A 24,640-nucleotide genomic window follows, 5' to 3' on the forward strand; every position below is an offset into this window, starting at 1 on the left:
AAACGCCCGGTTACATTCCGAACCCGGAAGCTAAGCCTCACAGCGCCGATGGTACTGCAGGGGGGACCCTGTGGGAGAGTAGGACACCGCCGAACTCCTTTTAGAGCTCTGGCTCTTGGGCATACAGCCCGAGAGCCAGAGCTTTTTTGCGTTGGGGTAAGGTCAGGGGGCATCGTTGGCTCATTTCCTACTGGAGGCCCCCGGGTGGAGGTCCAGGAGACCCGTGTCCAGACAGATCGGGTTCTCACCATCCCGAACATCCTCAGCATGGCGCGTCTCGTCGGCGTGCCCGTGTTCCTGTGGCTGATCCTCCGGCCCGAGTTCGGAGGCCCGCAGAGCGACGGCTGGGCTCTCCTCGTGCTGGCTTTCAGCGGGATCACCGACTATCTGGACGGCAAACTCGCGCGGCGCTGGAACCAGATCAGCAGCCTCGGCCGGCTCCTCGACCCTGCTGCCGACCGGCTCTACATTCTCTCGACGTTGGTCGGTCTCACCTGGCGTGAGATTCTGCCTGTCTGGTTGACCGCTGCACTTCTGGCCCGTGAGCTGGTTCTGCTGGTGATGGTCGGCATCCTCAGGCGGCACGGCTATCCGCCGCCGCAGGTGAACTTCCTGGGGAAGGCGGCCACCTTCAACCTGATGTGCGCCTTCCCGCTGCTTCTGCTCAGTGACGGAAGTGGCTGGCTGGCGTCACTCGCTGCCATTTTCGGATGGGCGTTCGCCGGATGGGGTACAACGCTCTATTGGTGGGCAGGAGTCCTCTACGTGGTACAGGTCCGCCGCCTGGTTCGTGCGGACGCCATGGCCGACTGACCTCGCCGATTGGCAGCTGCGCAGTGGCTCGATGGCCCGCGGACGAAAAGTGCGGGACAATCTGGACGGGTGAAGTCGGCTAGACAGTCATCTCTTTAGGAGGACGCTTCCGACATGAAGGCCGTCGTGATGGCCGGAGGCGAAGGCACACGCCTTCGCCCTATGACCTCGAGCATGCCCAAGCCGCTCCTGCCGGTGGCCAACCGGCCGATCATGGAGCACGTTCTGAGGCTGCTCAAAAGGCATGGGCTCAACGAGACCGTCGTTACTGTTCAGTTCCTGGCGTCGCTGGTCAAGAACTACTTCGGTGACGGCGAAGAGCTCGGAATGGAGCTCAGCTATGCCAACGAGGAGAAGCCACTCGGTACCGCCGGAAGCGTCAAGAACGCAGAGGAGGCGTTGAAGGACGACGCCTTCGTCGTCATTTCCGGTGATGCCCTCACTGACTTCGACCTCACCGAGCTGATCACCTTCCACAAGGAAAAGGGTGCGCTGGTCACCGTCTGCCTGACGCGTGTGCCCAATCCGCTGGAATTCGGTATCACCATCGTCGACGAAGAGGGCAAGGTCGAGCGGTTCCTGGAGAAGCCGACCTGGGGCCAGGTCTTCTCGGACACCGTGAACACAGGCATCTACGTCATGGAGCCGGAGGTCTTCGACTACGTCGAGGCCGATGTGCCCGTCGACTGGTCCGGAGACGTCTTCCCGCAGCTGATGAAGGAGGGCAAGCCCGTCTACGGCTTCATCGCCGAAGGCTACTGGGAGGATGTGGGCACGCACGAGAGCTACGTGAAGGCCCAGGCCGACGTACTCGAAGGCAAGGTCGACGTCGAGATCGACGGGTTCGAGATCTCGCCCGGCGTATGGGTGGCCGAAGGCGCCGAGGTACATCCCGATGCCGTACTTCGCGGCCCTCTCTACATCGGCGACTATGCGAAGGTCGAGGCGGGCGCCGAAATCCGCGAGCACACGGTCATCGGATCCAACGTCGTCGTGAAGACCGGGGCCTTCCTGCACAAGGCCGTCGTGCACGACAACGTGTACATCGGTCCGCACAGCAACCTCCGTGGCTGTGTCGTGGGTAAGAACACCGACATCATGCGGGCGGCCCGGATCGAGGACGGCGCTGTCATCGGCGACGAATGCCTGATCGGTGAAGAATCGATCGTGCAGGGCAATGTGCGGGTCTATCCCTTCAAGACCATCGAAGCCGGCGCGTTCGTCAACACGTCGGTGATCTGGGAGTCCCGTGGGCAGGCGCACCTGTTCGGCGCCCGTGGGGTGTCCGGAATCCTGAACGTCGAGATCACGCCCGAACTGGCCGTGCGCCTCGCCGGCGCGTACGCCACGACCCTCAAGAAGGGGTCCACGGTCACCACGGCCCGGGACCACTCGCGTGGTGCCCGTGCGCTGAAGCGGGCGGTCATCTCCGCGCTCCAGGCCAGTGCCATCGACGTACGGGACCTGGAGAACGTGCCGCTGCCCGTGGCGCGGCAGCAGACGGCGCGGGGGAGCGCCGGCGGGATCATGATCCGGACCTCGCCCGGGGTACCGGATTCCGTCGACATCATGTTCTTCGACGGGCAGGGCGCGGACCTGTCGCAGGGCAGTCAGCGCAAGCTGGACCGGGTGTTCGCGCGGCAGGAATACCGGCGGGCGTTCCCGGGAGAGATCGGAGACCTGCATTTCCCGGCCAGCGTCTTCGACTCGTACACCGGGTCGTTGTTGCGGAACGTGGACACGACCGGGATCGCCGAGTCCGGGCTGAAGGTCGTGGTGGACGCCTCGAACGGCAGCGCCGGACTGGTGCTGCCGAGTCTCCTGGGGAAGCTCGGGGTGGACTCGCTGACCGTCAATCCAGGCCTGAACGAGGCCAGGCCCACGGAGACGGGCGATCAGCGGCGCTCCGGACTCGTCCGGCTCGGAGAGATCGTGGCTTCGTCGCGGGCCGCGTTCGGTGTGCGGTTCGACCCTGTGGGTGAGCGGCTCTCGCTCGTCGACGAGAAGGGCCGGATCATCGAGGACGACCGGGCGCTCCTGGTGCTGCTCGACCTGGTGGCCGCCGAGCGGCGTAGCGGGCGGGTCGCCCTGCCGGTGACCACGACGAGGATCGCCGAGCAGGTGGCGGCGTATCACGGGACGCAGGTCGAGTGGACGACGACGTCGCCCGACGACCTCACCCGGGTCGGGCGTGACGAGACGGCCATCTTCGGCGGGGACGGCAAGGGCGGCTTCATCGTCCCGGAGTTCAGCAGCGTCTTCGACGGTACGGCGGCCTTCGTGCGGCTGATCGGGCTGGTGGCGCGGACGCAGCTCACCCTCAGCCAGATCGACGCGCGGATTCCGCGGGCGCACGTCCTGAAGCGGGATCTGGCGACCCCGTGGGCGGTCAAGGGCCTGGTGATGCGGCGGGTCGTGGAGGTGGCCGGAGACCGCTTCGTGGACACCACCGACGGTGTCCGGGTGGTGGAGACGGACGGGCGCTGGGTGATGGTGCTGCCGGACCCGGCCGAGGCCGTCACCCACCTGTGGGCGGAGGGGCCGGACGACGCGTCCGCGCAGGCCCTGCTCGACGAGTGGTCGTCTGTCGTGGACAGCGCCGGACGCTGAATCACGCGCACGCGCGCGTGCCGGACAAGTGTCCCCAAGGGGGCCTGTCCGGCACGCCGGTGGGGCCATTCGGAGGTACTGGGCGCGACGTGCGACGATGTGCTGCATGCCGCAGCAGCCCCCCGTTCGGAGCACACCCGCGCGCGTGTCGCGCCCGGACGCGTCCATGTCGCTGCTCACCAACGTCATGGACCACAGCCTCGACGACGGTTACGCCGAGGCAGCCGCCCGTAAGCAGGCCGAGGGCGCAGGTGGCCTGCCCAGGACGGTTCGGGCGAAGCTGGGTCTGGCCGTGGGCTTGGTGCTCGCGGCCCTCGTGGTCACCGTCGGTGCGGCGCAGGCGCGGGTCGCGGCGCCGGTCGTCGCCAAGGAGCGCGAGGAGCTCATCGACCGTATCGATCGTGAGACCGATGCTGCCGACAAGCTCGAAAGTACCGTCGACAAGCTGCGCGACGATGTGAGCGGCCGGCAACAGGAGGCGCTCAAGCAGAGCGGCGGCAGTGACCGGGCGGATCTGGTGGGCATCCTGTCGGGCGCCGTCGAGGTGCACGGGCCGGGCGTCAAGCTGGTCGTGGACGACGCGAAGGAAGCGACCACGGGCGGGGACGGCGACCCGCGTGAGACCTCCGGCTTCTCCGACACCGGGCGGGTCCGGGACCGGGACATGCAGCGTGTGGTCAACGGACTGTGGGCGTCGGGTGCCGAGGCCGTCTCCATCAACGGACAGCGGCTGACGGCGCTGTCGGCGATCAGGGCCGCGGGTGAAGCGATACTGGTCGACAACAAACCGCTGGTCCCGCCGTACACGGTGCTCGCGGTGGGGGACGGGAAGAACCTCAGCACCAGGTTCCAGAACAGCGCCGACGGGCTGTATCTGAACGCCTTGCAGGAGAGCTACGGCATCAGGACGGCCATCTCCGTGGTGGACGACGTCCGGCTGCCCGCCGCACCGAGTGTGATCGTACGTACAGCGCAGCCGAAGACTGAGAAGGGCACATCGTGATCGCCGTACTGGGCCTCGTCGTGGGAGTGGTGGCCGGCCTGTTGGTCCAGCCCGAGGTTCCCGCGGCCGTCGTGCCTTATCTGCCGATCGCCGTGGTGGCGGCACTGGACGCCGTGTTCGGCGGGCTTCGGGCCATGCTCGACGGCATCTTCGACGACAAGGTCTTCGTGGTGTCGTTCCTGTCGAACGTGGTGGTGGCCGCGCTGATCGTCTTCCTGGGTGATGAGTTGGGTGTGGGATCGCAGCTGTCCACCGGGGTCGTGGTCGTCCTCGGCATCCGGATCTTCTCCAACGCCGCGGCGATCCGCCGGCATGTCTTCCGGGCGTGAGGTCGATGAGCAACCAGGACGAGACGCCCGAGTACAGGCTCCGCAAGGAGCTGCCCGACGAGGTCCCGGTGACGTCGTCCGCCGACGGAGTGGCCGAGAAGCCGGCCGAGCCCGTGGTGACCGGTCGGCAGCGGCTGGTGCAGGGCATCTGGCCGCCGCGGGTGTCGAGGGCCCAACTCATCGTCGCCCTGTTGCTGTTCGGCCTGGGCTTCGGCCTGGCCGTGCAGGTCGCCTCCAACAGCGACAGCGGAAACGCGTTGCGCGGTGCGCGGCAGGAAGATCTCGTACGCATCCTCGATGAACTCGATGACCGTAGTCAGCGTCTTGAGGACGAGAAACAAGGACTCGAGAAGCAGCAGCAGGAGCTGGAGAACAGCTCCGACCAGGCCGAGGAGGCCCGGAAGCAGACGGTCGAGAAGGAGAAACAGCTCGGCATTCTGGCGGGCACGGTGGCTGCGCAGGGGCCGGGCATCACGATGACCATCGAGGACACGAAGGGGACGGTCGAGGCGGACATGTTGCTCGACGCGATCCAGGAGCTGCGCGCGGCCGGGGCCGAGGCGATCCAGGTGAACGGAGTGCGGGTCGTCGCCGGCACCTTCCTGACGGATTCGGGCAAGAGCGTGAGCGTCGACGGGAACAAGATCAACACGCCCTTTCGTTTCAAGGTCATCGGTAACCCGCAGGACCTTGAGCCGGCGCTGAACATCCCTGGAGGAGTGGTGCAGACTCTCGAGAAGGAGCAGGCCACGGTGACCGTCGAGCGGTCGGACAAGATCGTCGTGGATGCCTTGCGAGCGGCGAAGCGGCCTGACTACGCTCGGTCGTCGGGCCAGTGAACCGGGGGTGCATGGTGGGCATCCGGCAGGGGCATGAGGTTGCGGGGGGTCGACGCACCGATCGGGTGGTGCGTGGTGGAAACTGTCTGGTGGACACGGACGTTGTGAAGATGTCCGGGTCGGCCGGTGTATTCAGTCAGGGTTCGTCCTGCCCCACGGGCGGGTCTGTTTCGGTCAAGGGGAATCGCCCGTGAAGTTGTTTGCGAAGTTGTTCGGCAAGAGCGCGCGAGAGGGTAGCGACAACGCGACCGCTCGCCATCGCGCACAGCCTGACGCAGAGGGGCAGCGGCCGCTGTTCAGGGATCAGGTGGCTGGTCAGGGCGGCGACGTTTCCGGAGGCCAGGGCGCGGCGTCTGTTGACCCTGCGCAGTCCGGCGGCATAGGTTTCGGCCAACCGTCAACCTCAAATACGGGTGGAGGGTTTTCCCCTATGTCGGCCCTGGTGTGTACGAGGTGCGGTAACCGCAACGCGGAGAACAGCCGCTTCTGCTCCAACTGCGGCGCGCCGCTGCGTCCCGGGCTGACGCCCGAGCGGCCGTCGGAGACGACCTCCACCATTTCCATCTCCGGTCTCGAGGCCTACGACGCCGAGGTCACCGGTCAGACGCAGCTGCCCGCGCTCTCACCCGAGGCGCAGGCCGCCGTCGACGCGCTGCCGCTGGGATCCGCCCTGCTGGTCGTGCGGCGCGGCCCGAACTCGGGCAGCCGTTTCCTTCTGGACGGCGACCTGACGACGGCCGGTCGTCACCCGCAGAGCGACATCTTCCTGGACGACGTGACGGTCTCGCGTCGACACGTGGAGTTCCGGCGCAACCCGGACGGCACGTTCAAGGTGGCGGACGTCGGCAGTCTGAACGGGACGTACGTCAACCGGGAGCGGATCGACGAGGTCCCTCTGTCGAACGGTGACGAGGTGCAGATCGGCAAGTACCGGCTGGTCTTCTACGCGAGCCAGCAGGGCTACTGACCGGCCCCCGGGCGCCGTCCGGGGGGACTCCCCAGGGAAGGTCCATGCTTCAAACACCGAGGGGCGGTGTCGGACACGGCACCGCCACCGCGGACGGTGGTCCGATGAGCATCGGCACCGTGCTGAACGCGCTGCGCGACGAGTTTCCCGAAGTCACCATCTCCAAGATCCGTTTCCTGGAGTCGGAAGGGCTCATCGAGCCGCAGCGGACCCCTTCGGGGTACCGGAAGTTCAGCGTGCAGGACGTCGAGCGCCTCGGCCACGTCCTGAGGATGCAGCGGGACCACTATCTGCCGCTCAAGGTCATCCGCGAGCACCTGGACGCCATGGAGCGCGGTGAGGCCGCGCCGTTGCCGACCGTGGGCCGACAGCGGGACGGTGAGGCCGTTCTGGTGGAGGCGCCGGAGGCGCCCACCGTCGCCAGGATCGGTCGGTCCGAGCTGTTGGCAGCCGCGAGGATCGGTGAGCCGGAGCTCGAGCAGTGGGAGTCGTACGGTCTCGTCGTGCCGCTGGAGGACGGGGTCTACGACGCCGAGGCGGCCACGGTGGCGGCGCTGGTCTCCGAGCTGGGCCGGTTCGGGATCGAGCCCCGGCACCTGCGGGTGATGAAGGCCGCAGCCGATCGCGAGGCCGGGCTCGTGGACCAGGTGGTGGCCCCGCTCAAGCGCCACCGCAATCCGCAGACCAGGGCCCACGCGCAGGCCCGTACGAAGGAACTGGCGGGGCTCACGGTGCGGCTGCACGCGGCGTTGGTGCAGACGGCGCTCGGGGTGCGGCTGCCCTGAGCGGGCGGTTTCGCCCTGGGCGGATCGGTCACCCGTTCCCGGCCCGACTACCCAAACGTCCCGGGCACGGCCTAGGGTTGCTGTGTGAACGAGCTCGATGTCGTAGGTGTCCGGGTCGAGATGCCCTCCAACCAACCGATCGTGCTGCTGCGTGAAGTGGGAGGCGACCGTTACCTTCCCATCTGGATCGGACCGGGGGAGGCGACGGCGATCGCCTTCGCCCAGCAGGGCATGGCTCCCGCGCGACCGTTGACCCACGACCTGTTCAAGGACGTGCTGGAAGCCGTCGGCCAGGAGCTCACCGAGGTGCGCATCACGGACCTGCGGGAGGGCGTCTTCTACGCGGAGCTGGTCTTCGCCAGCGGGGTCGAGGTGAGCGCGCGTCCGTCGGACGCCATAGCGCTGGCGTTGCGCACGGGGACACCGATCTACGGCAGTGACACGGTGCTGGACGACGCGGGGATCGCCATCCCGGACGAGCAGGAGGACGAGGTGGAGAAGTTCCGCGAGTTCCTCGACCAGATCTCGCCCGAGGACTTCGGCACCAGCAACCAGTAGCCGGCACATGCGCGGAACGCGGGCGTCCTGCACGGGGGCGCCCGCCCTGTTCTCGGCAAATGCCAGCGGCGAGTGAGAGCGTCCTACGGCTACTTCTCAGCGCATTCGGCTAGCCTTTCCCCGCGACGGGGTGCGGGAAACCACTCTCAGGGTGATTATCACTCGGCGTGCCGAGTGTGGCGATCGTTGACGCACCCCTGGTGACTGCCTACCGTCGACAAGGCAGGTCAAGGACGGAGGTCGGCGTGAGAAGCAGCGGCGACGGTACGGCTGGGGGTGCCCCCGGACTCGGTGTCGGGGGAAGCGGTCCGTACCCTTCCCCGGGCTCTCCAGCACGCTCGAGCAGAGGGTATCCCCAGCAGAGCAGCGCGGCCGATCACGCTCCGCAGCGACCGGCGGCCGTGCCGAGCAGCGGAGGGGCGACGTCCATGGCGTCCGAGCAGATCGGCTATCGCGGACCGACGGCCTGCGCGGCCGCGGGCATCACCTATCGGCAACTGGACTACTGGGCCCGCACCGGGCTGGTCGAGCCGAGCGTGCGGCCCGCCCACGGGTCCGGCACGCAGCGTCTGTACAGCTTCCGGGACGTCGTCGTCCTGAAGATCGTCAAGCGGTTCCTCGACACCGGGGTGTCGCTCCAGAACATCCGCACCGCCGTGCAGCATCTGCGGGAGCGGGGGTTCAGTGATCTGGAGCGCATGACGCTGATGAGCGACGGCGCCACCGTCTACGAGTGCACCTCGCCGGACGAGGTCCACGCGCTGCTCCAGGGCGGTCAGGGCATCTTCGGGATCGCCGTGGGCGTGGTGTGGCGGGACGTCGAGAGCGCGCTGTCGCAGTTGCACGGGGAGCGGGTCGACACCGGGGAGACGCTCGTCGGGCACAACCCGGCGGACGAACTGGCCCGTCGGCGCAACCGGGCGGTCTGAAGCCCCCTCCAGGGGCGCGGGGCGGCTGCACGAGGTCATTGTCAGTGGCGTGGTGCAGCATCGGACATGTGAGAAACGCGCCCACGATCCTGCATCTCGACATGGATGCCTTCTTCGCGCAGGCGGAGCAGGCCTCCAAGCCGAGCCTGCGCGGGAAAGCCGTGGTCGTGGGCGGTCTGGGGCCCCGCGGAGTGGTCGCGACCGCCTCCTACGAGGCGCGGGTCTTCGGAGTGAACTCGGCGATGCCCATGGCCCAGGCGCGCCGGCGGGCTCCGAACGCCGCGTACCTGGTTCCGCGTTTCGCGTTCTACCGGTCGATCAGCGAGCAGGTCATGGGGCTGCTGCGGGCGCTGTCGCCGCTGGTGGAGCCGCTGAGTCTGGACGAGGCCTTCGTGGACCTGGATGCCGGGGGAGCGGCCTGGGACAGCGAGTCGGCTCGGCTGGCGGGGATCAGGCTGCGCGCGGACATACGGGCCGTCACCGGGCTCACGGGTTCGGTGGGCCTGGCCTCCTGCAAGATGCTGGCGAAGATCGCCTCGGAGCAGGCGAAGCCCGACGGGCTGGTGCTCATCGAGCCGGGGACCGAGCGGGCCCTGCTCGGCCCGCTGTCGGTGCGGACCCTGCCGGGGGTGGGCCCGGCGACGGGGGACCATCTGCGGCGGGCCGGGATCACCACGATCGACGAGATCGCCGAGGCCGGTGAGGACGAGCTGGTGCGGCTGCTGGGCAAGGCGCACGGGCACGCGCTGTACGCCATGGCGCTGGCCCGGGACGACCGGCCCGTGGTGGCGGAGCGGGAGGCCAAGTCGGTGTCGGTCGAGGACACGTACGACGTGGACATCCATGACCGGGTCCGGGTGGAGCTGGAGGTGCAGCGGCTCGCGGACCGGTGTGTGCGCAGGCTGCGGGGGGCCGGTCTGTCCGGGCGGACCATCGTGCTGAAGGTGCGGCGGTACGACTTCTCCACGCTCACCCGGTCCGAGACCCTGCGTGGGCCCACCGACGATCCGACGGTGGTCCGGGAGGCGGCTGCCCGGTTGCTGGACTCGGTGGACACGACGGGCGGGGTCCGGCTTCTCGGGGTGGGCGTGAGCGGGCTGGCGGACTTCACGCAGGAGGATCTGTTCGCGCAGGCCGCCGAGGGCCGGGCGGACGGGTCCGAGGAGGAACCGGCCGACGAGCCCGTCGGCGAGGTGCCGGTGCCGGTCGAGCGCCAGTGGCGCCCAGGACACGACGTGCGGCATGCCGAGCTCGGACACGGATGGGTGCAGGGCAGCGGGTTGGGCCGGGTCACCGTGCGGTTCGAGACGCCCGAGTCGGAGCCGGGACGGGTACGCACTTTCAGGACCGACGATCCGGGACTGGAGCCGGCGGACCCGTTGCCGCTGGTGCGACGAGGACCTGATGGCGAGGGCGGGCCGGCGGCAGGAGCGCCGCATCCGGAGACGGAGTCGCCGACGGTGGAGACCGGGAACTCTGCGTGAGGCGGATCAGTTACACAGAGTGAAGCGGTTCGAAGTCCGGGGTGGGTCGGAGCGGTGGCGGTGTTCCGCGAGGTGACACCGGTGAGGGATGAGGAGCTGTGCATGAAGCTGCACGGAGGCCAGTTCGCGGACGCGGCCGGGGTGTCGCCGGAGCGCGAGGCCGAGATGCGCCGGGTGGTGGACCGGGTCACCCGGTGGGCCGGGAACCGGAGCGACGTGGTGGGGCTGCTGCTCGTCGGGGCCTTTGCGCGCGAGGCCGCGCGCCCCGATTCGGATGTGGACCTCGTGGTGTTGTCGACCGCGCCTGCCCGGTACGCCGAGGACGACGGGTGGGCGCGTGAGCTGGGCCTGGGGGAGGTCGTCCGGGTCCGGGAACGGGGGCCCGTCACCGAATGGCGGTATGTGACCGCCTCCGGTCTGGAGGTCGAGGTGGGCGTCGGCTCCGCCCACTGGGCGCGGACCGATCCGGTCGACGCCGGCACCCGAAGAGTCGTCACGGACGGCGCCCGGCCGCTGTACGACCCCGCCGGGATTCTCGGGGCGCTGATACGGGCCTGCGGTTGAGGGGCTCAGCTGTCGTCCGTGCCGGCCAGTCGGCCGAAGTCGTGGTCGGGGATAGGGGGAGGGGCGCCCACGTCGAGGCCGTAGTGGTGGTAGAGCTGGAGTTCCTGCTCCGGGGAGAGGTGGCGGCCCACGCCGAAGTCCGGTGCGTCCTTGATCAAGGCCCGGTCGAAGGGGATGTGCAGGGTGCCTTCGACCAGTTGGCTGGGCTCCAGGGGGACGAAGGCGTCGCGGGAGAACAGACCGGTGCGTATGGCCGCCCACTCCGGCACTCCGGTCGCGTCGTCGAGGTAGACCTCGTCGATGGTGCCGATCTTGGTGCCGTTGCGGTCGAACGCCTTGCGGCCGATCAGGTTGCGCGGATCGATGTCGGTCTGCACGGGCCCTCCACTTGGTCGCAACTCATCCGTAAGCACTACAAAAGAGCACATTGGGACGAGCGGCCACTCGAGCGACTCTCGTTGACCCCGCTGGTAGTCTGACAACGGCTGCTGACACCGCGCGGGAGAGTCCTCCGGACATCACCGGAGGCGCCGAAGGAGCAAATCCTCCCCGGAATCTCTCAGGCTCACGTACCGCACGGACGAGGTCACTCTGGAAAGCAGGGCGGGTGCCGACGGCGTCGACGGCTTCCGCTCTCACCGACGGTGAAAGCCGGGTACCCTCGGGCGCCCCGGTGAAGCTCTCAGGTTGAGATGACAGAGGGGGAGGCCGTCCGGGTACCCACCGTGGTGACCCTCGAAGGTCGTGTCAGACCAGGAGGCCTCCGTAATGACCGCCCATCGCATTCCGCTCGCAGAACTCGAGCAGGGAATTCCCTTCGAACAGCGCCACATCGGGCCCGACCTTGAGGCGCGGGCCAAGATGCTCGCACAGGTCGGCTACGGCTCGCTCGACGAGCTCACCGCCGCAGCGGTCCCGGATGTGATCAAGAACGCCGACACGCTGGACCTGCCGGGCGCGCGCACCGAGGCCGAGGTATTGGCCGAGCTGCGCTCGCTGGCCGACCGCAACCAGGTCCTCGACCCGATGATCGGACTCGGCTACTACGGGACGTTCACGCCGCCCGTCATCCTGCGCAACGTCATGGAGAACCCGGCCTGGTACACGGCCTACACGCCGTACCAGCCGGAGATCTCCCAGGGCCGGCTCGAGGCGCTGCTGAACTTCCAGACCGTGGTCGCCGATCTCACCGGGCTGCCGACCTCCGGCGCGTCGCTGCTCGACGAGGGCACGGCCGCCGCCGAGGCGATGGCGCTCTCCCGGCGCATGGGGAAGAACAAGAAGGGTCTCTTCCTCATCGACGCGGACGCGCTGCCGCAGACCATCGCCGTGATCGAGACCCGCGCCGAGCCGACGGGCGTGGAGATCGTCGTCGCCGACCTGAGCGACGGGATCCCGGCGGAGATCGCCGCGCGGGAGATCAACGGCGTACTCGTCCAGTACCCCGGCGCCTCCGGTGCCGTACGCGACCTGAAGGCGATCGTCGACCAGGCGCACGGGCTCGGCGCGCTCGTCACCGTCGCCGCGGACCTGCTCGCGCTGACGCTGCTGAAGTCGCCGGGCGAGCTGGGCGCGGACATCGCGGTCGGTACGACGCAGCGGTTCGGTGTGCCGATGGGGTTCGGCGGGCCGCACGCCGGTTACATGGCCGTCCGCGAGCAGTTCGCGCGCAGCCTGCCCGGGCGGTTGGTGGGCGTGTCGGTGGACGCCGACGGGCACAAGGCCTACCGGCTCGCACTCCAGACGCGTGAGCAGCACATCCGGCGGGAGAAGGCCACCAGCAACATCTGCACGGCGCAGGTGCTGCTGGCGGTCATGGCGGGGATGTACGCCGTCTACCACGGTCCCGACGGGCTGCGGGCGATCGCCCGGCGCACGCACCGGTACGCCTCGATCCTCGCCGCCGGGCTCGAGGCCGGCGGTGTCGAGGTCGTGCACGGGTCGTACTTCGACACGCTGACCGTGCGGGTGCCGGCGAAGGCCGCCGAGGTCGTCGCCGCCGCGCGGGAGCTCGGGGTCAACCTGCGCCTCGTCGACGCCGACCAGGTGTCGATCGCCTGCGACGAGACGACCGCTCGGGCGCAGGTGTCCGCCGTCTGGGCGGCCTTCGGGGTGGACGGGGACATCGAGTCGCTCGACGCGGCCACCGCCGACTCGCTGCCCGCCGGGCTGCTGCGGTCCGACGCGATACTGACGCACCCCGTCTTCCACCAGCACCGTTCCGAGACCGCGATGCTGCGCTATCTGCGCCGGCTCGCCGACCGGGACTACGCGTTGGACCGGGGCATGATCCCGCTGGGCTCCTGCACCATGAAGCTCAACGCGACCACCGAGATGGAGCCGGTCACCTGGCCCGAGTTCGGGCAGCTGCACCCCTTCGCGCCGGCCGAGCAGGCGGAGGGCTACCTGACGCTCATCCGTGAGCTGGAGGAGCGGCTCGCCGAGGTCACCGGGTACGACAAGGTGTCGCTCCAGCCGAACGCCGGGTCGCAGGGCGAGCTGGCCGGGCTGCTCGCCGTCCGGGGGTACCACCGGGGCAACGGGGACGAGCAGCGGACCGTGTGTCTCATCCCGTCCTCCGCGCACGGCACGAACGCGGCCAGTGCCGTGATGGCGGGCATGAAGGTCGTCGTCGTGAAGACCGCCGAGGACGGCGAGATCGACGTCGAGGACCTGCGGGCGAAGATCGAGCGGTACCGGGACGAGCTGTCGGTGCTGATGATCACCTACCCGTCGACGCACGGGGTGTTCGAGGAGCATGTCGCCGACATCTGCGCCCAGGTACACGAGGCGGGCGGGCAGGTGTACGTCGACGGCGCCAACCTCAACGCGCTCGTCGGTCTCGCCAAGCCGGGGCACTTCGGCGGTGACGTGTCGCACCTGAACCTGCACAAGACGTTCTGCATCCCCCACGGGGGCGGTGGCCCGGGCGTCGGACCCGTCGCCGTGCGGTCGCATCTGGCGCCGTATCTGCCGAACCACCCGCTCCAGCCCGCCGCCGGGCCGGACACCGGGGTGGGCCCGATCTCCGCGGCTCCCTGGGGTTCCGCGGGGATTCTGCCGATCTCGTGGGCGTATGTGCGGCTCATGGGCGGCGAGGGGCTCAAGCGGGCCACGCAGGTGGCCGTGCTGAGCGCCAACTACATCGCCAAGCGGCTGGAGCCGCACTACCCGGTGCTCTACAACGGGCCGGGCGGGCTGGTCGCGCACGAGTGCATCATCGACCTGCGGCCGTTGACCAAGGCGACCGGAGTGAGCGTCGACGACGTCGCCAAGCGGCTCATCGACTACGGGTTCCACGCGCCGACGATGTCGTTCCCGGTGGCCGGGACGCTGATGATCGAGCCGACCGAGTCCGAGGACCTGATCGAGATAGACCGTTTCTGCGAGGCGATGATCGCCATCCGCGCGGAGATCGAGAAGGTCGGGGCGGGCGAGTGGCCGGCCGAGGACAACCCGCTGCGCGGCGCCCCGCACACCGCGGCCGCGCTGGGCGGGGAGTGGGAGCACGCGTACACGCGTGAGGAGGCCGTCTTCCCGGCCGGTGTGTCGGCCGCGGACAAGTACTGGCCGCCGGTGCGCCGGATCGACCAGGCCTTCGGTGACCGGAACCTGGTCTGCTCGTGCCCGCCGCTGGACGCGTACGAGGACTGAGCGAGTGGTGAGGGCCCCCGTCCGTTCCGGGCGGGGGCCCTCACGCGCTCTACGCCGTCGCCAGGGACACCTCGGTCGCCTTGATGAGCGCGACGACGTCGGAGCCGACGAAGAGGCCGAGGTCGGTGGCTGCTTCCTTGGTGATCACGGCGGTGAGTTCGCCCCCGTCCATGGAGACCTTCACCGAGGCCATGACCCCGCCCGTGACGAGGCCGGTGATCGCGCCGGTGAGCTGGTTGCGGATCGAGAGGCCGTCGACCCGGCCGGTGGCCAGGGAGACCTCCGTCGACTTCACCAGAGCGCGGACGGCGGTGCCGGCGGTGAGGGCGAGGTCGTTCACGGCCTCCAGAGTGATGGCCGCCGTGAGGTCCTGGCCGCCGTCCAGACGGATCTTGACGGTGGCCATCACCTCGCCGGGACGGACGGCGGTGACGGTGCCGGGGAGTTGGTTGCGGATGCTCAGGCTCATGGGCGTCAACGGTAGGCCGCCGGGCGCCTTTTGTGGGGTATGTGCTGATATGCGTCGCCTTGACGGCGTCGGGACGCGCCGGGGCGATGACCCGGGAGCGGGTCAGCCCGTGTGGACGCGGGGGCGGCGGTCGCGGTCCGGTTCGGCCTCGCGCAGGACCTCCCGGGTGACCGGAGCGACCTCGCCCTGGCCGAAGAGGAAGAAGCGCAGGAAGTTGGCGAAGGGGTTGCCCTCGGTCCACTCGAAGTAGATGTGCGGGATGCAGCCGGTGGAGTCACGGGTGTGCAGCAGCAGCGCGGCCAGGGCGTTGGAGATGGAGGAGGACTCCAGGGTCAGGACGCGGTAGCGGTTGTGCAGGACCTCGCCGCGTACGGTCAGGCCCGACTCGAACTCGGAGGGGTCGACGACGGTGACCTCGACGAAGACGAAATCCTCCCCGGGGATGTCGTTGTCGGTCCGGATCTGTTCGATCTTGTCGCGGTACTCGGCCTTGTCGCGCTGGTCGGGCTCGTTGGCGATGAACCGTATCTTGCGGCTGGCCATGTCCCGGATGAAACGTTCCGCCATGTCGTCCAGCGTCACGCTGGTCACGCGGAGCTCGAAGGCTCGGGCCAACCGGGACAGCAGCGAGACCAGGATGATTCCCGCGATGAAGCAGGCGCCGATCTTCACGCCGTCTGGGCGCTCGATGACGTTCACGACGGTCACGTAGAGCAGGACCGCCGAGATCACGGCGAAGCCGACCGTCCAGCCCCGCTGCCGGGCGCGGCGGGCGGCGATGGTCACCGCGATCGCCGCCGAGGACATCAGGACCAGCACGCCGGTGGCGTAGGCGCCGCCCTGGGCGTCGACGTCGGCGTCGAAGATCCAGGTGACCAGGAAGGCGACGAGAGTGAAGACGATGACCATGGGGCGGACGGCGCGGGCCCAGTGCGGGGCCATGCCGTAGCGGGGGAGGTAGCGGGGCATCAGGTTGAGCAGCCCCGCCATCGCGGAGGCGCCGGCGAACCACAGGATGGCGATCGTCGAGACGTCGTACACCGTGCCGAAGGCGTTGCCCAGGTACTCGTGGGCGAGGTAGGCGAGGGCGCGTCCGTTGGCCTGGCCGCCGGACTCGAACTCCCTCTCCGGGATCAGCACCGTGGTGATGAAGCTGGTGGCGATGAGGAAGACGCTCATGATCAGGGCGGCGGTCGTCAGCAGCTTCTTCGTGTCCCGGATGCGGCCCCTGGGGTTCTCCGCGGTGTCGTCCGGGTCGCCCTGGACGTGCGGCATGACCGCGACGCCGGTCTCGAAGCCGGACAGGCCCAGCGCGAGCTTGGGGAAGACCAGCAGGGAGACACCGATCATCGCGAACACGTTGCCGTGCTCGGCGGTCAGGGCGTCGGCCCAGTCGGTGACGACATGGCCCTCGGTGAGCACATGCCCCAGGCCGACGACCACGACGACGACGTTCAGGCCGAGATAGACGACGACCAGCGCGACCGCGACGCCGATTGCCTCCAGGAAGCCCTTGAGGAACACGGCGCCGAGCAGGGCGACGAGGACGAGCGTGATCACCATCTGCCGGTCGTGCAGGGCGCTGGTCAGGTGCGGGTTCTCGACCAGGTGGGTGGAGGCGTCCGCCGCGGACAGGGTGATCGTGATCAGGAAGTCGGTGGCGGCGAACCCGAGCAGGGTCAGGACGAACAGCTTGCCCTTCCAGAAGGACAGCAGCCGCTCCAGCATCGCGATCGAGCCCTCGCCGTGCGGACTCTCCTCGGCGACGCGCCGGTAGACCGGCAGTGCCCCCAGCAGGGTGACGATCACCAGCACGATCGTCGCCACCGGGGAGAGCAGGCCGGCCGCGAGGGCGGCGATGCCCGGCTGGTAGCCGAGGGTCGAGAAGTAGTCGACACCCGTCAGGCACATCACCCGGTACCAGCGCTGGCCCTTGTGCTCGGGCGCGGCACCGGCCTTCGGGGCCGCCTGCTGCGCGTGACCCTTGCCCATGTCGGACAGGCCCTCCAGCATCCAGGCGCGCAGGCGACCGGGAGGAGGGTGCTCGGTGGTGGCCATCGGCGTGCTCCTGATGTGCGCGGCGTGTGGTTTCGGCCATCACGCGGACGGCGGAATCAGCGTAAGCGGAGAGTGACGCCCGGGCCCCTGGATCATGGGCCGGACGGCGTCAAGCTTCCGTTAAGACTGGTCGCGGGGCCGATACGCAGCGTGACACATCGCCGGGTTCGTTTCCGGCCGCCGGATCATCGCCCCCACCCGCTACGTAATGTTCGCCGAATGATTCGAATGTTTCGACGCTTTCTGAGGCCTCGCTGCGCCCTCTTTTGTGAACAGACCCCCGGATTCCCTGTGTTCAAGGGGTTGCCACCCGTCGGACGGTGTCTCTAGGGTGCGGCAGCAGCGAAGCTTTCTGGATCTGGTTCGAAACTTTCGATCTATCAAGGAGCGCAAGATGGGCGACCCGGCACTCTCCCGCCGTGGCTTCCTGGCGGTTTCCGCCGCGGCCGGTCTGAGCATGACGGCACTGAGCGCCTGCGGCGGCGACTCGGACGGAGGGTCGTCGGGGACGACCACCATCGAGTGGTGGAACATCTCCACCACCCAGCCGACCAAGGACGTCTGGGCCGGTCTCGCCAAACAGTTCGAGGCCCAGAACCCCAAGGTGAAGATCAAGATCGTGCAGTTGGAGAACGACGCCTACAAGTCGAAGATGACGGCGCTCACCGCCTCCGGGAAGCTGCCCGACATCTTCCACACCTGGGGCGGCGGTGTGCTGAAGCAGCAGGTCGACGCCGGGCTCGTCGAGGACCTCACGGAGAAGACGAAGGAGTGGGGCGACACCCTGCTTCCGGTCGCCCGCGAGCCCTACCTGCTCGACAAGAAGGCGTACGGCGTCCCGTTCGACATCGGCATGATCGGGTTCTGGTACAACAAGGCGCTCTTCCAGCAGGCCGGGATCAGCGCGCCCCCGACCACCTGGAGCGACTTCCTCGACGCGGTGCGCAAGCTGAAGGCCGCCAAGATCACCCCGCTCGCGCTGGCGGGCAAGGAGAAGTGGCCCGGCATGTACTACTGGGCGTATCTCGCGATGCGCACCGCCGGTGTCGACGCCCTGCGCGAGGCCGGGGACGACAAGGACTTCACCGGGGACGGGTTCGTCCAGGCCGGGCAGCACCTCCAGGACCTCGTCGACCTCCAGCCGTTCCAGAAGGGCTTTCTCGGCGCCGCCTACTCCAGCCCCACCGGCCAGGCCGCCGCCGTCGGCAACGGGAAGGCGGCGATGGAACTCATGGGCCAGTGGGCGCCGGTGGTGGAGGCCGACGCGGGCAAGGGGCTCGGCGCGAACCTCGGCTTCTTCCCGTTCCCGGCGGTCGACGGCGGCAAGGGTGTGATCACCGAGGTGTTCGGCGGAGGCGGCGGGCACGCCCTGCGCAAGGACGCCCCGCAGGCGGCCGTCGACTTCCTGAAGTTCTTCGCCACCGCCGCAACGGACACCGAACTGGTCAAGAAGACCGGGGTGCTGCCCGTCGTGCCGGCCGCCGAGAGCGCCATCGCCGACCCCAACATCAAGGCCGTGCAGACCCAGTTGAAGGCCGCCACCGGCTTCCAGCTCTACCTCGACCAGGCCTACGCGCCGGCCCTCGGCCAGGAGGTCAACGACAGCGTCGCCGCCCTCATCGCCGGGTCCAAGTCGCCCCAGCAGGTCACCGAGTCGATCACCAAGGTCGCGAAGGAAGAGCAGTAGCCGGCGATGACCTCCACCTTCCTTCCGGACAAGCGCAGCGGCCCGGACGTCGGCCCGCCGCCTCCGTCTCCCGGCGCGGGCCGGGGCCGGGCGCGGCGGCGGGCGCGGCACTGGCTCACCGCCGTCGGCTTCCAGGTGCCCGCGCTGGTCCTGTTCGGCACGCTCGTGCTGCTGCCGATGCTGTTCGCCCTGTACGCCTCGTTCTTCCGCTGGGGCGGCTTCGGCATGCCCGACGACTACATCGGCGGCGACAACTTCACCCGCCTCTTCCAGGACCCGGTGTTCCTGGGAGACCTGTGGCGCTGTCTGCTCCTGGTCGGGCTCTCGCTCGTCCTCCAGTTGCCGTTCGCGCTCGCCCTGGCGGTCGCGCTCAACCAGAAGATCCGCGGCCGGGCCGTGTACCGGATGCTGTTCTTCGCGCCGTACATCCTCTCCGAGGCGATCACCGGCGTGCTGTTCAGCATGATCTTCGCCCCGGACGACGGTCTCGCCGACCACGTCCTGGGCGCGATCGGTCTGGACGGCGTGGGCGGCGAGTGGTTCGCCGACCCCTCCACCGTCATGGCCACCCTCTTCCTGGTCATGACGTGGAAGTACTTCGGCTTCCACATGATGCTCTACCTGGCCGGACTCCAGTCCATCCCGGCCGAGTTGACGGAGGCCGCCCTGATCGACGGAGCGGGCCCCTGGCAGCGCTTCCGCAACGTCACCCTGCCGCTGCTCGCGCCGACCCTGCGGATCAGCGTCTTCCTGTCGGTCATCGGCTCGATCCAGCTCTTCGACCTGGTGTGGGTGGTCACCGCGGGCGGCCCCGACCACCACTCCGAGACGATGGCCGTGACCATGTTCCAGTACGGCTTCAAGCGCTACCAGGTCGGCTATGCCAGCGCGATCAGCGTGGCCATGTTCGGCATCAGTCTCGTCTTCGCCCTCGCCTACCAGCGGTTCGTGCTCCGCCGGGACCTTCAGGGCGCCACCACGACCATGCGAGGAGGCGGCGCGTGAAAACCCGCGAGACCGGCCGGAGCACCCGCGGGACCGGGCGGACGCTCCCCCTGCACCTCGTCCTCGGGATCGTCGGCGCGGTGATGGCCGTACCGCTCGGCTACGCCGTGCTGTCCGGCTTCAAGTCCACCGACCAGCTCTCCCGCAACCCCATCGGCCTGCCCGATCCCTGGGTCACCTCCAACTACACGGACATCCTCGGGTCCGGCTCCTTCTGGCAGCTCGTCGGCAGCAGCACGCTCATCGCGGCCGGGACGACCGTGGTGGTAGTCGCGGTGTCCGCGCTGGCCGCGTTCTCCTTCGCCCGGTTCGCCTTCCGCGGCCGGGAGATGCTGTTCACCCTGTTCACGATGGGGCTGATGTTCCCCTTCGCGGTGGCGGCGCTGCCCCTGTTCCTGCTGCTGCGCTCGATGGGCCTGCTGGACAACCCGCTGGGCGTCATCCTGCCGCAGGCCGCCTTCGGGCTGCCGATGACCATCGTCGTCCTGCGCGGGTTCTTCCGGGAGATCCCCGCCGAGCTGGAGGAGGCGGCCACCCTAGACGGCTGCGGGCCCCTCACGTTCTTCTGGCGGATCCTGCTGCCCATGGCCAGGCCCGCTCTCGGCACGGTCTCCGTGCTCGCCGTGGTCGGCAGCTGGAACAACTTCCTGCTGCCGCTGCTGGTCTTCAACGAGCCCACCTGGTGGACCGTCCCGATCGGCGTCCAGCAGTTCCAGGGCCAGTACTCCGCGGAGTACGCGCGTGTCTTCGCCTATCTCGTGCTCGCCATGGTGCCCGCCCTGGCGTTCTACTCCGTCGCCGAGCGCCAGCTCGTCGGCGGCCTCGCCGCCGGCGCCACGAAGGGATGACGCGCGCCCGCGGACCCGTACGGCTCACCCCTACCGTGAGGAGTCGCACCATGCCCAGCACCGCCGCCCGCACCCGGCTCAGACTCGCCGGCGCCCTCGCCGCCGTCCTCGTCGCCTCCGGTGTCGTCACCGGACCGGCAGCCCAGGCGCACGAGGGCCCGGCGCACGGAAAGCCGCGTACGACCCTCGCCGACCTCGCGCAGCGCCACGGCCGCTACTTCGGCAGTGCCACCGACAACCCCGAACTCACCGACACCGCCTATACGAAGATCCTGGGCGAGGAGTTCGACATGATCACCCCGGGCAACGGCATGAAGTGGTACGCCACCGAGCCGCAGCAGGGCGTCTTCGACTGGACCGCAGGCGACGAGATCGTCGACCTCGCGCGCGACCACCACCAGAGGGTCCGCGCCCACACCCTCGTCTGGCACAGCCAGCTGCCCGGCTGGCTGACCGGCAAGGAGTGGACGGCCAACGAGCTGCGGGCCGTCCTGAAGAACCACATCCAGACCGAGGTGCGCCACTACCGGGGCAAGGTCTACGCCTGGGATGTCGTCAACGAGGCGTTCAACGAGGACGGTACCTACCGCGAGACGGTCTTCTACAAGACCCTCGGCCCCGGTTACATCGCCGATGCCCTGCGGTGGGCCCACCAGGCCGATCCGAAGGCGAAGCTCTACCTCAACGACTACAACATCGAGGCCGTCGGCCCGAAGAGCGATGCCTACTACGCCCTGGCCAAGGAGCTGAAGGCCCAGCGCGTCCCGCTCGACGGCATCGGCCTCCAGGCGCACCTCGCCCTCCAGTACGGCTATCCGACGACCCTGGAGGACAACCTCCGCCGCTTCTCCCGGCTCGGCCTGGACACCGCGCTCACCGAGGTCGACGTACGGATGCTGCTGCCCGCGACCGACGAGAAGCTGGCCCAACAGGCCGACTGGTACCGGGACATGACCGAGGCGTGCCTCGCGGTGCGGCGGTGCGTCGGCATCACGGTCTGGGACTACACCGACAAGTACTCGTGGATCCCGGCGTTCTTCCCCGGCCAGGGCGCGGCGCTGCCCTGGGACGAGCAGCTCGCGCCGAAGCCGGCCTACCGGGCGATCCGGGAGGCGCTCGGCTAGGCGCCGCGAGCAGGGGCGGTGCTTGAGCGGATCACCAGTTCCGTGCCCAGTTCCACCCGCGGCGAGTCGGGGCGCTCGCCGCGGGCCAGGCTCAGGACGGTGCGGGCGGCGAGTTTGCCCATGTCGGCGAGGGGCTGGCGGACGGTCGTCAACGGCGGGGCGGACCAGCGGACTTCCGGCAGGTCGTCGAAACCGACCACGCTCATGTCCTCCGGGGCCCGCAGCCCGCGCCGGCGCAGCGCCTCGATCGCGCCGAGCGCCATCTGGTCGCTGGCCGCGAACACTGCGGTCGGCGGTTCGGGCAGAGCGAGCAGGGCGGTGCAGCCGGTGAAGCCCGACTCGGGGCGGAAGTCTCCGGGGACGACGAGGCTCTCGTCGACGGCGAGACCCGCCGCCTCCAGAGCGGCCCGGTAGCCGTCGTAGCGGGCGCGGGAGCACAGCAGCCGGGGCGGGCCCGCGATCAGACCGATCCTCCGGTGCCCCAGCGACAGCAGGTGCTCGGTGGCCGCCAGGCCGCCCGCCCAGTTGGCGGCGCCGATGGTCGGGGTGTCGACGGCGGGGGAGCCCATCGGGTCGACGACGACCAGCGGGACGCCCAGGATGCGCAACTGCTCGTGCAGGGTGGGTTCGAGGGCCGAGGTGACGAGGATGACGCCGTCGGAGGCGCGGGCGCGCAGGTTGCGCATCCACTCGCGGGCGTCGCCCGAACGGCCGTGGATCGCCGACACCACGGTGCCCACCCCGGCCGCGTGGGCGACCTCCTCGACCCCCCGGATGATCTCCACCGCCCAGGGGCTGTCGAGGTCGTTGAAGACCAGGTCGAGCAGTGCGGCCCGGGTGCGGGAGGCGGCGGGGCGCTTGCGGTAGCCGCGTAGCCGCAGCAGATCCTCGACCCGGGCCCGGGTTCCCGGCGAGACGTCGGAGCGGCCGTTGACGACCCGGGACACGGTCGGCACCGAGACGCCGGCCTGGCGGGCGATCTCCGTGATCGTGATTCGGCCCCGGGATGCGGGCGCGGTGTCGTCCGCTGTCACTTCCCACCTCCGTCGCGTGGTTCCGGGCGCTGCGCCGAAACTTCCAGGAGTCTTCCGGAACATGCGCTGCCGTGGGAAGACGTACAAGGGGACGTGCCGTGCCGAGACCGGGCGACTACGCGGAGTGAGCGGCCCTGCACGCGCGTCGGGGCCGGTTCGCGGTGGTGTCCGCGGGCCGGCCCCTCAAGTCTGCGGACGGCGGTCCCGCGCCGTCCGGCTGGTGCTCAGACTGCGGTCACGACCCGGTGGGGGGCGATGACCCGGCCGTCCGGCAGGAGCTCACCGGTGTCCTCGAAGAGCAGGACGCCGTTGCACAGCAGGCTCCAGCCCTGTTCCGGGTGGTGCGCCACGAGGCGCGCGGACTCCCGGTCGGCCGAGGTCGCTGTCGGGCACGGTGTCTGGTGCTGGCACATGGATGGGAACTTCCGCTCTTGCGTGAGGTCTGAGATGGCTGTGGTGTCTGTTCCGCGGCGTGAAACGTCGTTCATGGCCGCCCCCCGTTGTGATAAGTCCGTCGGAACCCAGTGTTGCCCTACGGAGGTCGATCCGCAGGGATTTCGCGGCACCGCTTCTCACAGGTTCATGACGCGTCACCCACGCGGGCGGTTCATCTCGACCGCACTGTCACTTCGGGTGGTTTCCGGTGGCCGGATGGGGCTAGTCCGATCGGCGCCCGGGAGGTTCTCGCGCGCCGGAGAGCACCGGATCGCGCCGTACCCCGCCACCGGGGCCGCGGTGACGGGGTACGGAGTGGGAGGCCGGCCGGTCGAGCGGTCAGGCCGGTGAACCGAGCAGCGGTGGCGTGGCCGGTGTCACCCGCAGGGTCAGCAGCGGGAGCAACTCGGCGACCCGGTGCGCGCGGTGTGCGGCGATTCCGGGCGGTGCCGGGGCCAGCGGTACCAGGAGGTCGGTCGGGGCGGGCTGGCCCGTGGTGCCGTCCGAGGCGCTGTCCCCGTGCAGCCAGAGGGTGAGCATGTAGAGCCCGGGCACCGACAGCAGCCGCGCCTGGAAAGGCTGGGTGATCGACTCGGCCTGGCGCAGGGCGCGTTCGGTGGAGGCGATGTACGGGCCTTCGAAGAAGTGTGAGAACGCCCAGCCGTCCGCGGTGAGCCGGGTGTCGGCCGCGGCCACGGCGCGGTCGCCGCAGCGGATCAGGAAGCGCCAGCCGGCCAGCCGGGTCGCGGCCACGCCTTCGGGGGCGATCCGGTCCAGGACGTGCAGGGGCAGCGGGAGTTCGGGAGTGACGTCGCCCTGAGCGGTGCGCAGGGAGGGGGTACGAGCCTCGCGGACCGCGGTGGGGGAACCGAGTGCCGTGAGGACGGAGCGCAGGGCGGGCGCGGGAGCCGGGGGGACATGCAAAGGCATGGTGGGTCGCCTCTCATTCGACAGGCACGGTGGCGCGAGGGCGTGGGCGGACGGCGCTGTCAGCTAGCTCTCGAACAGGTCGGAGAGGCGGGGGCCGGAGTCTGGGGTCGCTGGGGTGCGCGAGCGGCCTGCCGTCACCTCGACGGCAGGCTCCTTCGACCGTGGGCGCCAACCTTCTCTGCCTTGTCCGCGGAGTTTATACGACATGTGTTCAGACTGTGTTTCGTCTAGTCGATCCCGGGACACTCGGCAAGGGTTCATCCGGTCGAAGCCAGGGGTGAAAAATCCCGATTCAAAGTGGGTCGCGCGGCGGTGACCTCGGCTTATACGCCCGTAGCGGTCGGCCTATTCTCGTCGGCGTTTTTCACGAGTTCCCTATTTCGTGAAAGGGCCTTCGGCCGCATGCCCCGTGAATGTGCCAGCGGTCACCGCCGGTGGCTTTCGGTCAGCGTAGCGGCTGCCGGTCCGCACGGGGGACGTTATCGATCGGCCCGGCTGGGCATCATCCTCCCTGA

General features: G+C 69.2%; 22 protein-coding genes, 1 rRNA gene and 1 riboswitch. Of the genes, 17 read left to right on the forward strand and 6 right to left on the reverse strand.

The features are described 5' to 3' along the window. The 12 genes from rrf to ACFWBD_RS15265 all read left to right on the forward strand — a co-directional run. Window positions 1-95: ribosomal RNA gene (gene rrf / locus ACFWBD_RS15210) — 5S ribosomal RNA — on the forward strand; the annotation flags it as partial. 109 nt (window positions 96-204) lie between these two features. Next, window positions 205-813 (forward strand): CDP-alcohol phosphatidyltransferase family protein, encoded by a 609-nt coding sequence (locus tag ACFWBD_RS15215; protein WP_385667050.1) that lies wholly within the window; start codon window positions 205-207, stop codon window positions 811-813. A 114-nt stretch (window positions 814-927) separates the two neighbouring features. Then, entirely contained in the window at window positions 928-3,423 is a 2,496-nt protein-coding gene (locus ACFWBD_RS15220; protein WP_385667051.1) for a sugar phosphate nucleotidyltransferase, read from the forward strand. Window positions 3,424-3,589: 166 nt separating this feature from the next. Continuing rightward, the gene (locus tag ACFWBD_RS15225; protein WP_385667181.1) at window positions 3,590-4,426 is read left to right on the forward strand and encodes a DUF881 domain-containing protein; all 837 of its coding nucleotides are present in this window, start codon (window positions 3,590-3,592) and stop codon (window positions 4,424-4,426) included. After that, a complete protein-coding gene (locus ACFWBD_RS15230; RefSeq protein ID WP_020133151.1) occupies window positions 4,423-4,755 on the forward strand; it encodes a small basic family protein in 333 nt (110 codons plus the stop codon). Before ACFWBD_RS15225 ends, ACFWBD_RS15230 begins: the two co-directional genes overlap by 4 nt. A gap of 5 nt (window positions 4,756-4,760) precedes the next feature. Beyond that, entirely contained in the window at window positions 4,761-5,594 is an 834-nt protein-coding gene (locus tag ACFWBD_RS15235; RefSeq protein ID WP_385667052.1) for a DUF881 domain-containing protein, read from the forward strand. Between the two features lie 82 nt (window positions 5,595-5,676). Beyond that, complete coding sequence (locus ACFWBD_RS15240) at window positions 5,677-6,561, forward strand: FHA domain-containing protein (protein ID WP_385667182.1); 885 nt, start codon at window positions 5,677-5,679, stop codon at window positions 6,559-6,561. Window positions 6,562-6,605: 44 nt separating this feature from the next. After that, window positions 6,606-7,346, forward strand: coding sequence for a MerR family transcriptional regulator (locus ACFWBD_RS15245; RefSeq protein WP_385667053.1), 741 nt, complete (start codon window positions 6,606-6,608; stop codon window positions 7,344-7,346). A gap of 84 nt (window positions 7,347-7,430) precedes the next feature. Then, a complete protein-coding gene (locus ACFWBD_RS15250; RefSeq protein ID WP_004934251.1) occupies window positions 7,431-7,904 on the forward strand; it encodes a bifunctional nuclease family protein in 474 nt (157 codons plus the stop codon). A 245-nt stretch (window positions 7,905-8,149) separates the two neighbouring features. After that, complete coding sequence (locus ACFWBD_RS15255) at window positions 8,150-8,833, forward strand: MerR family transcriptional regulator (protein WP_078616156.1); 684 nt, start codon at window positions 8,150-8,152, stop codon at window positions 8,831-8,833. Between the two features lie 68 nt (window positions 8,834-8,901). Next, entirely contained in the window at window positions 8,902-10,317 is a 1,416-nt protein-coding gene (locus ACFWBD_RS15260; RefSeq protein ID WP_385667054.1) for a DNA polymerase IV, read from the forward strand. 102 nt (window positions 10,318-10,419) lie between these two features. Continuing rightward, the gene (locus tag ACFWBD_RS15265; protein WP_385667055.1) at window positions 10,420-10,881 is read left to right on the forward strand and encodes a nucleotidyltransferase domain-containing protein; all 462 of its coding nucleotides are present in this window, start codon (window positions 10,420-10,422) and stop codon (window positions 10,879-10,881) included. A 5-nt stretch (window positions 10,882-10,886) separates the two neighbouring features. Here ACFWBD_RS15265 and ACFWBD_RS15270 read toward each other — a convergent pair whose 3' ends face one another. Next, window positions 10,887-11,258, reverse strand: coding sequence for a PRC-barrel domain-containing protein (locus ACFWBD_RS15270; RefSeq protein WP_385667056.1), 372 nt, complete (start codon window positions 11,256-11,258; stop codon window positions 10,887-10,889). A gap of 112 nt (window positions 11,259-11,370) precedes the next feature. Beyond that, window positions 11,371-11,466: riboswitch (glycine riboswitch) on the forward strand. Between the two features lie 183 nt (window positions 11,467-11,649). Between ACFWBD_RS15270 and gcvP the strand changes: the two genes are divergently transcribed. Continuing rightward, on the forward strand, window positions 11,650-14,535 hold the full coding sequence (gcvP, locus tag ACFWBD_RS15275) for an aminomethyl-transferring glycine dehydrogenase (RefSeq protein ID WP_385667057.1): 2,886 nt from the start codon (window positions 11,650-11,652) through the stop codon (window positions 14,533-14,535). 49 nt (window positions 14,536-14,584) lie between these two features. On the opposite strand, the gene ACFWBD_RS15280 is transcribed toward gcvP, so the two are convergent. Both ACFWBD_RS15280 and ACFWBD_RS15285 read right to left on the reverse strand, forming a co-directional pair. After that, the gene (locus ACFWBD_RS15280; protein ID WP_385667058.1) at window positions 14,585-15,004 is read right to left on the reverse strand and encodes a molybdopterin-binding protein; all 420 of its coding nucleotides are present in this window, start codon (window positions 15,002-15,004) and stop codon (window positions 14,585-14,587) included. 102 nt (window positions 15,005-15,106) lie between these two features. Next, entirely contained in the window at window positions 15,107-17,062 is a 1,956-nt protein-coding gene (locus ACFWBD_RS15285; RefSeq protein ID WP_385667059.1) for an amino acid transporter, read from the reverse strand. A 394-nt stretch (window positions 17,063-17,456) separates the two neighbouring features. Between ACFWBD_RS15285 and ACFWBD_RS15290 the strand changes: the two genes are divergently transcribed. The 4 genes from ACFWBD_RS15290 (at window position 17,457) to ACFWBD_RS15305 (ending at window position 21,726) form a co-directional block, all read left to right on the forward strand. Continuing rightward, the gene (locus ACFWBD_RS15290; protein WP_385667060.1) at window positions 17,457-18,749 is read left to right on the forward strand and encodes an extracellular solute-binding protein; all 1,293 of its coding nucleotides are present in this window, start codon (window positions 17,457-17,459) and stop codon (window positions 18,747-18,749) included. Window positions 18,750-18,755: 6 nt separating this feature from the next. After that, window positions 18,756-19,754, forward strand: a complete 999-nt coding sequence (locus tag ACFWBD_RS15295) for a carbohydrate ABC transporter permease (protein WP_385667061.1) — start codon at window positions 18,756-18,758, stop codon at window positions 19,752-19,754. Window positions 19,755-19,837: 83 nt separating this feature from the next. Next, a complete protein-coding gene (locus ACFWBD_RS15300) occupies window positions 19,838-20,602 on the forward strand; it encodes a carbohydrate ABC transporter permease (protein WP_385667183.1) in 765 nt (254 codons plus the stop codon). A gap of 50 nt (window positions 20,603-20,652) precedes the next feature. After that, the gene (locus ACFWBD_RS15305; RefSeq protein ID WP_385667062.1) at window positions 20,653-21,726 is read left to right on the forward strand and encodes an endo-1,4-beta-xylanase; all 1,074 of its coding nucleotides are present in this window, start codon (window positions 20,653-20,655) and stop codon (window positions 21,724-21,726) included. On the opposite strand, the gene ACFWBD_RS15310 is transcribed toward ACFWBD_RS15305, so the two are convergent. From ACFWBD_RS15310 to ACFWBD_RS15320, 3 genes are all read right to left on the reverse strand, one after another. After that, window positions 21,723-22,760, reverse strand: a complete 1,038-nt coding sequence (locus ACFWBD_RS15310; RefSeq protein WP_385667063.1) for a LacI family DNA-binding transcriptional regulator — start codon at window positions 22,758-22,760, stop codon at window positions 21,723-21,725. The genes ACFWBD_RS15305 and ACFWBD_RS15310 overlap by 4 nt on opposite strands. A gap of 224 nt (window positions 22,761-22,984) precedes the next feature. Beyond that, the gene (locus ACFWBD_RS15315) at window positions 22,985-23,173 is read right to left on the reverse strand and encodes a DUF5999 family protein (RefSeq protein ID WP_385667064.1); all 189 of its coding nucleotides are present in this window, start codon (window positions 23,171-23,173) and stop codon (window positions 22,985-22,987) included. A 361-nt stretch (window positions 23,174-23,534) separates the two neighbouring features. Then, on the reverse strand, window positions 23,535-24,125 hold the full coding sequence (locus tag ACFWBD_RS15320) for a hypothetical protein (protein ID WP_385667065.1): 591 nt from the start codon (window positions 24,123-24,125) through the stop codon (window positions 23,535-23,537). Window positions 24,126-24,640: the final 515 nt, after the last annotated feature.

The sequence above is a fragment of the Streptomyces sp. NPDC060002 genome, from assembly GCF_042737245.1.
In the GTDB taxonomy this organism is placed as follows: domain Bacteria; phylum Actinomycetota; class Actinomycetes; order Streptomycetales; family Streptomycetaceae; genus Streptomyces.

Coding starts and splice junctions, on each gene's coding strand:
- ACFWBD_RS15280 (WP_385667058.1), bottom strand. CDS start 15,004: ATGAGCCTGAGCATCCGCAACCAACTCCCCGGCACCGTCACCGCCGTC.
- ACFWBD_RS15315 (WP_385667064.1), bottom strand. CDS start 23,173: ATGTGCCAGCACCAGACACCGTGCCCGACAGCGACCTCGGCCGACCGG.
- ACFWBD_RS15285 (WP_385667059.1), bottom strand. CDS start 17,062: ATGGCCACCACCGAGCACCCTCCTCCCGGTCGCCTGCGCGCCTGGATG.
- ACFWBD_RS15235 (WP_385667052.1), top strand. CDS start 4,761: ATGAGCAACCAGGACGAGACGCCCGAGTACAGGCTCCGCAAGGAGCTG.
- ACFWBD_RS15225 (WP_385667181.1), top strand. CDS start 3,590: ATGTCGCTGCTCACCAACGTCATGGACCACAGCCTCGACGACGGTTAC.
- ACFWBD_RS15295 (WP_385667061.1), top strand. CDS start 18,756: ATGACCTCCACCTTCCTTCCGGACAAGCGCAGCGGCCCGGACGTCGGC.
- ACFWBD_RS15300 (WP_385667183.1), top strand. CDS start 19,838: ATGGCCGTACCGCTCGGCTACGCCGTGCTGTCCGGCTTCAAGTCCACC.
- ACFWBD_RS15305 (WP_385667062.1), top strand. CDS start 20,653: ATGCCCAGCACCGCCGCCCGCACCCGGCTCAGACTCGCCGGCGCCCTC.
- ACFWBD_RS15265 (WP_385667055.1), top strand. CDS start 10,420: ATGAAGCTGCACGGAGGCCAGTTCGCGGACGCGGCCGGGGTGTCGCCG.
- ACFWBD_RS15290 (WP_385667060.1), top strand. CDS start 17,457: ATGGGCGACCCGGCACTCTCCCGCCGTGGCTTCCTGGCGGTTTCCGCC.
- ACFWBD_RS15320 (WP_385667065.1), bottom strand. CDS start 24,125: ATGCCTTTGCATGTCCCCCCGGCTCCCGCGCCCGCCCTGCGCTCCGTC.
- gcvP (WP_385667057.1), top strand. CDS start 11,650: ATGACCGCCCATCGCATTCCGCTCGCAGAACTCGAGCAGGGAATTCCC.
- ACFWBD_RS15220 (WP_385667051.1), top strand. CDS start 928: ATGAAGGCCGTCGTGATGGCCGGAGGCGAAGGCACACGCCTTCGCCCT.
- ACFWBD_RS15245 (WP_385667053.1), top strand. CDS start 6,606: ATGCTTCAAACACCGAGGGGCGGTGTCGGACACGGCACCGCCACCGCG.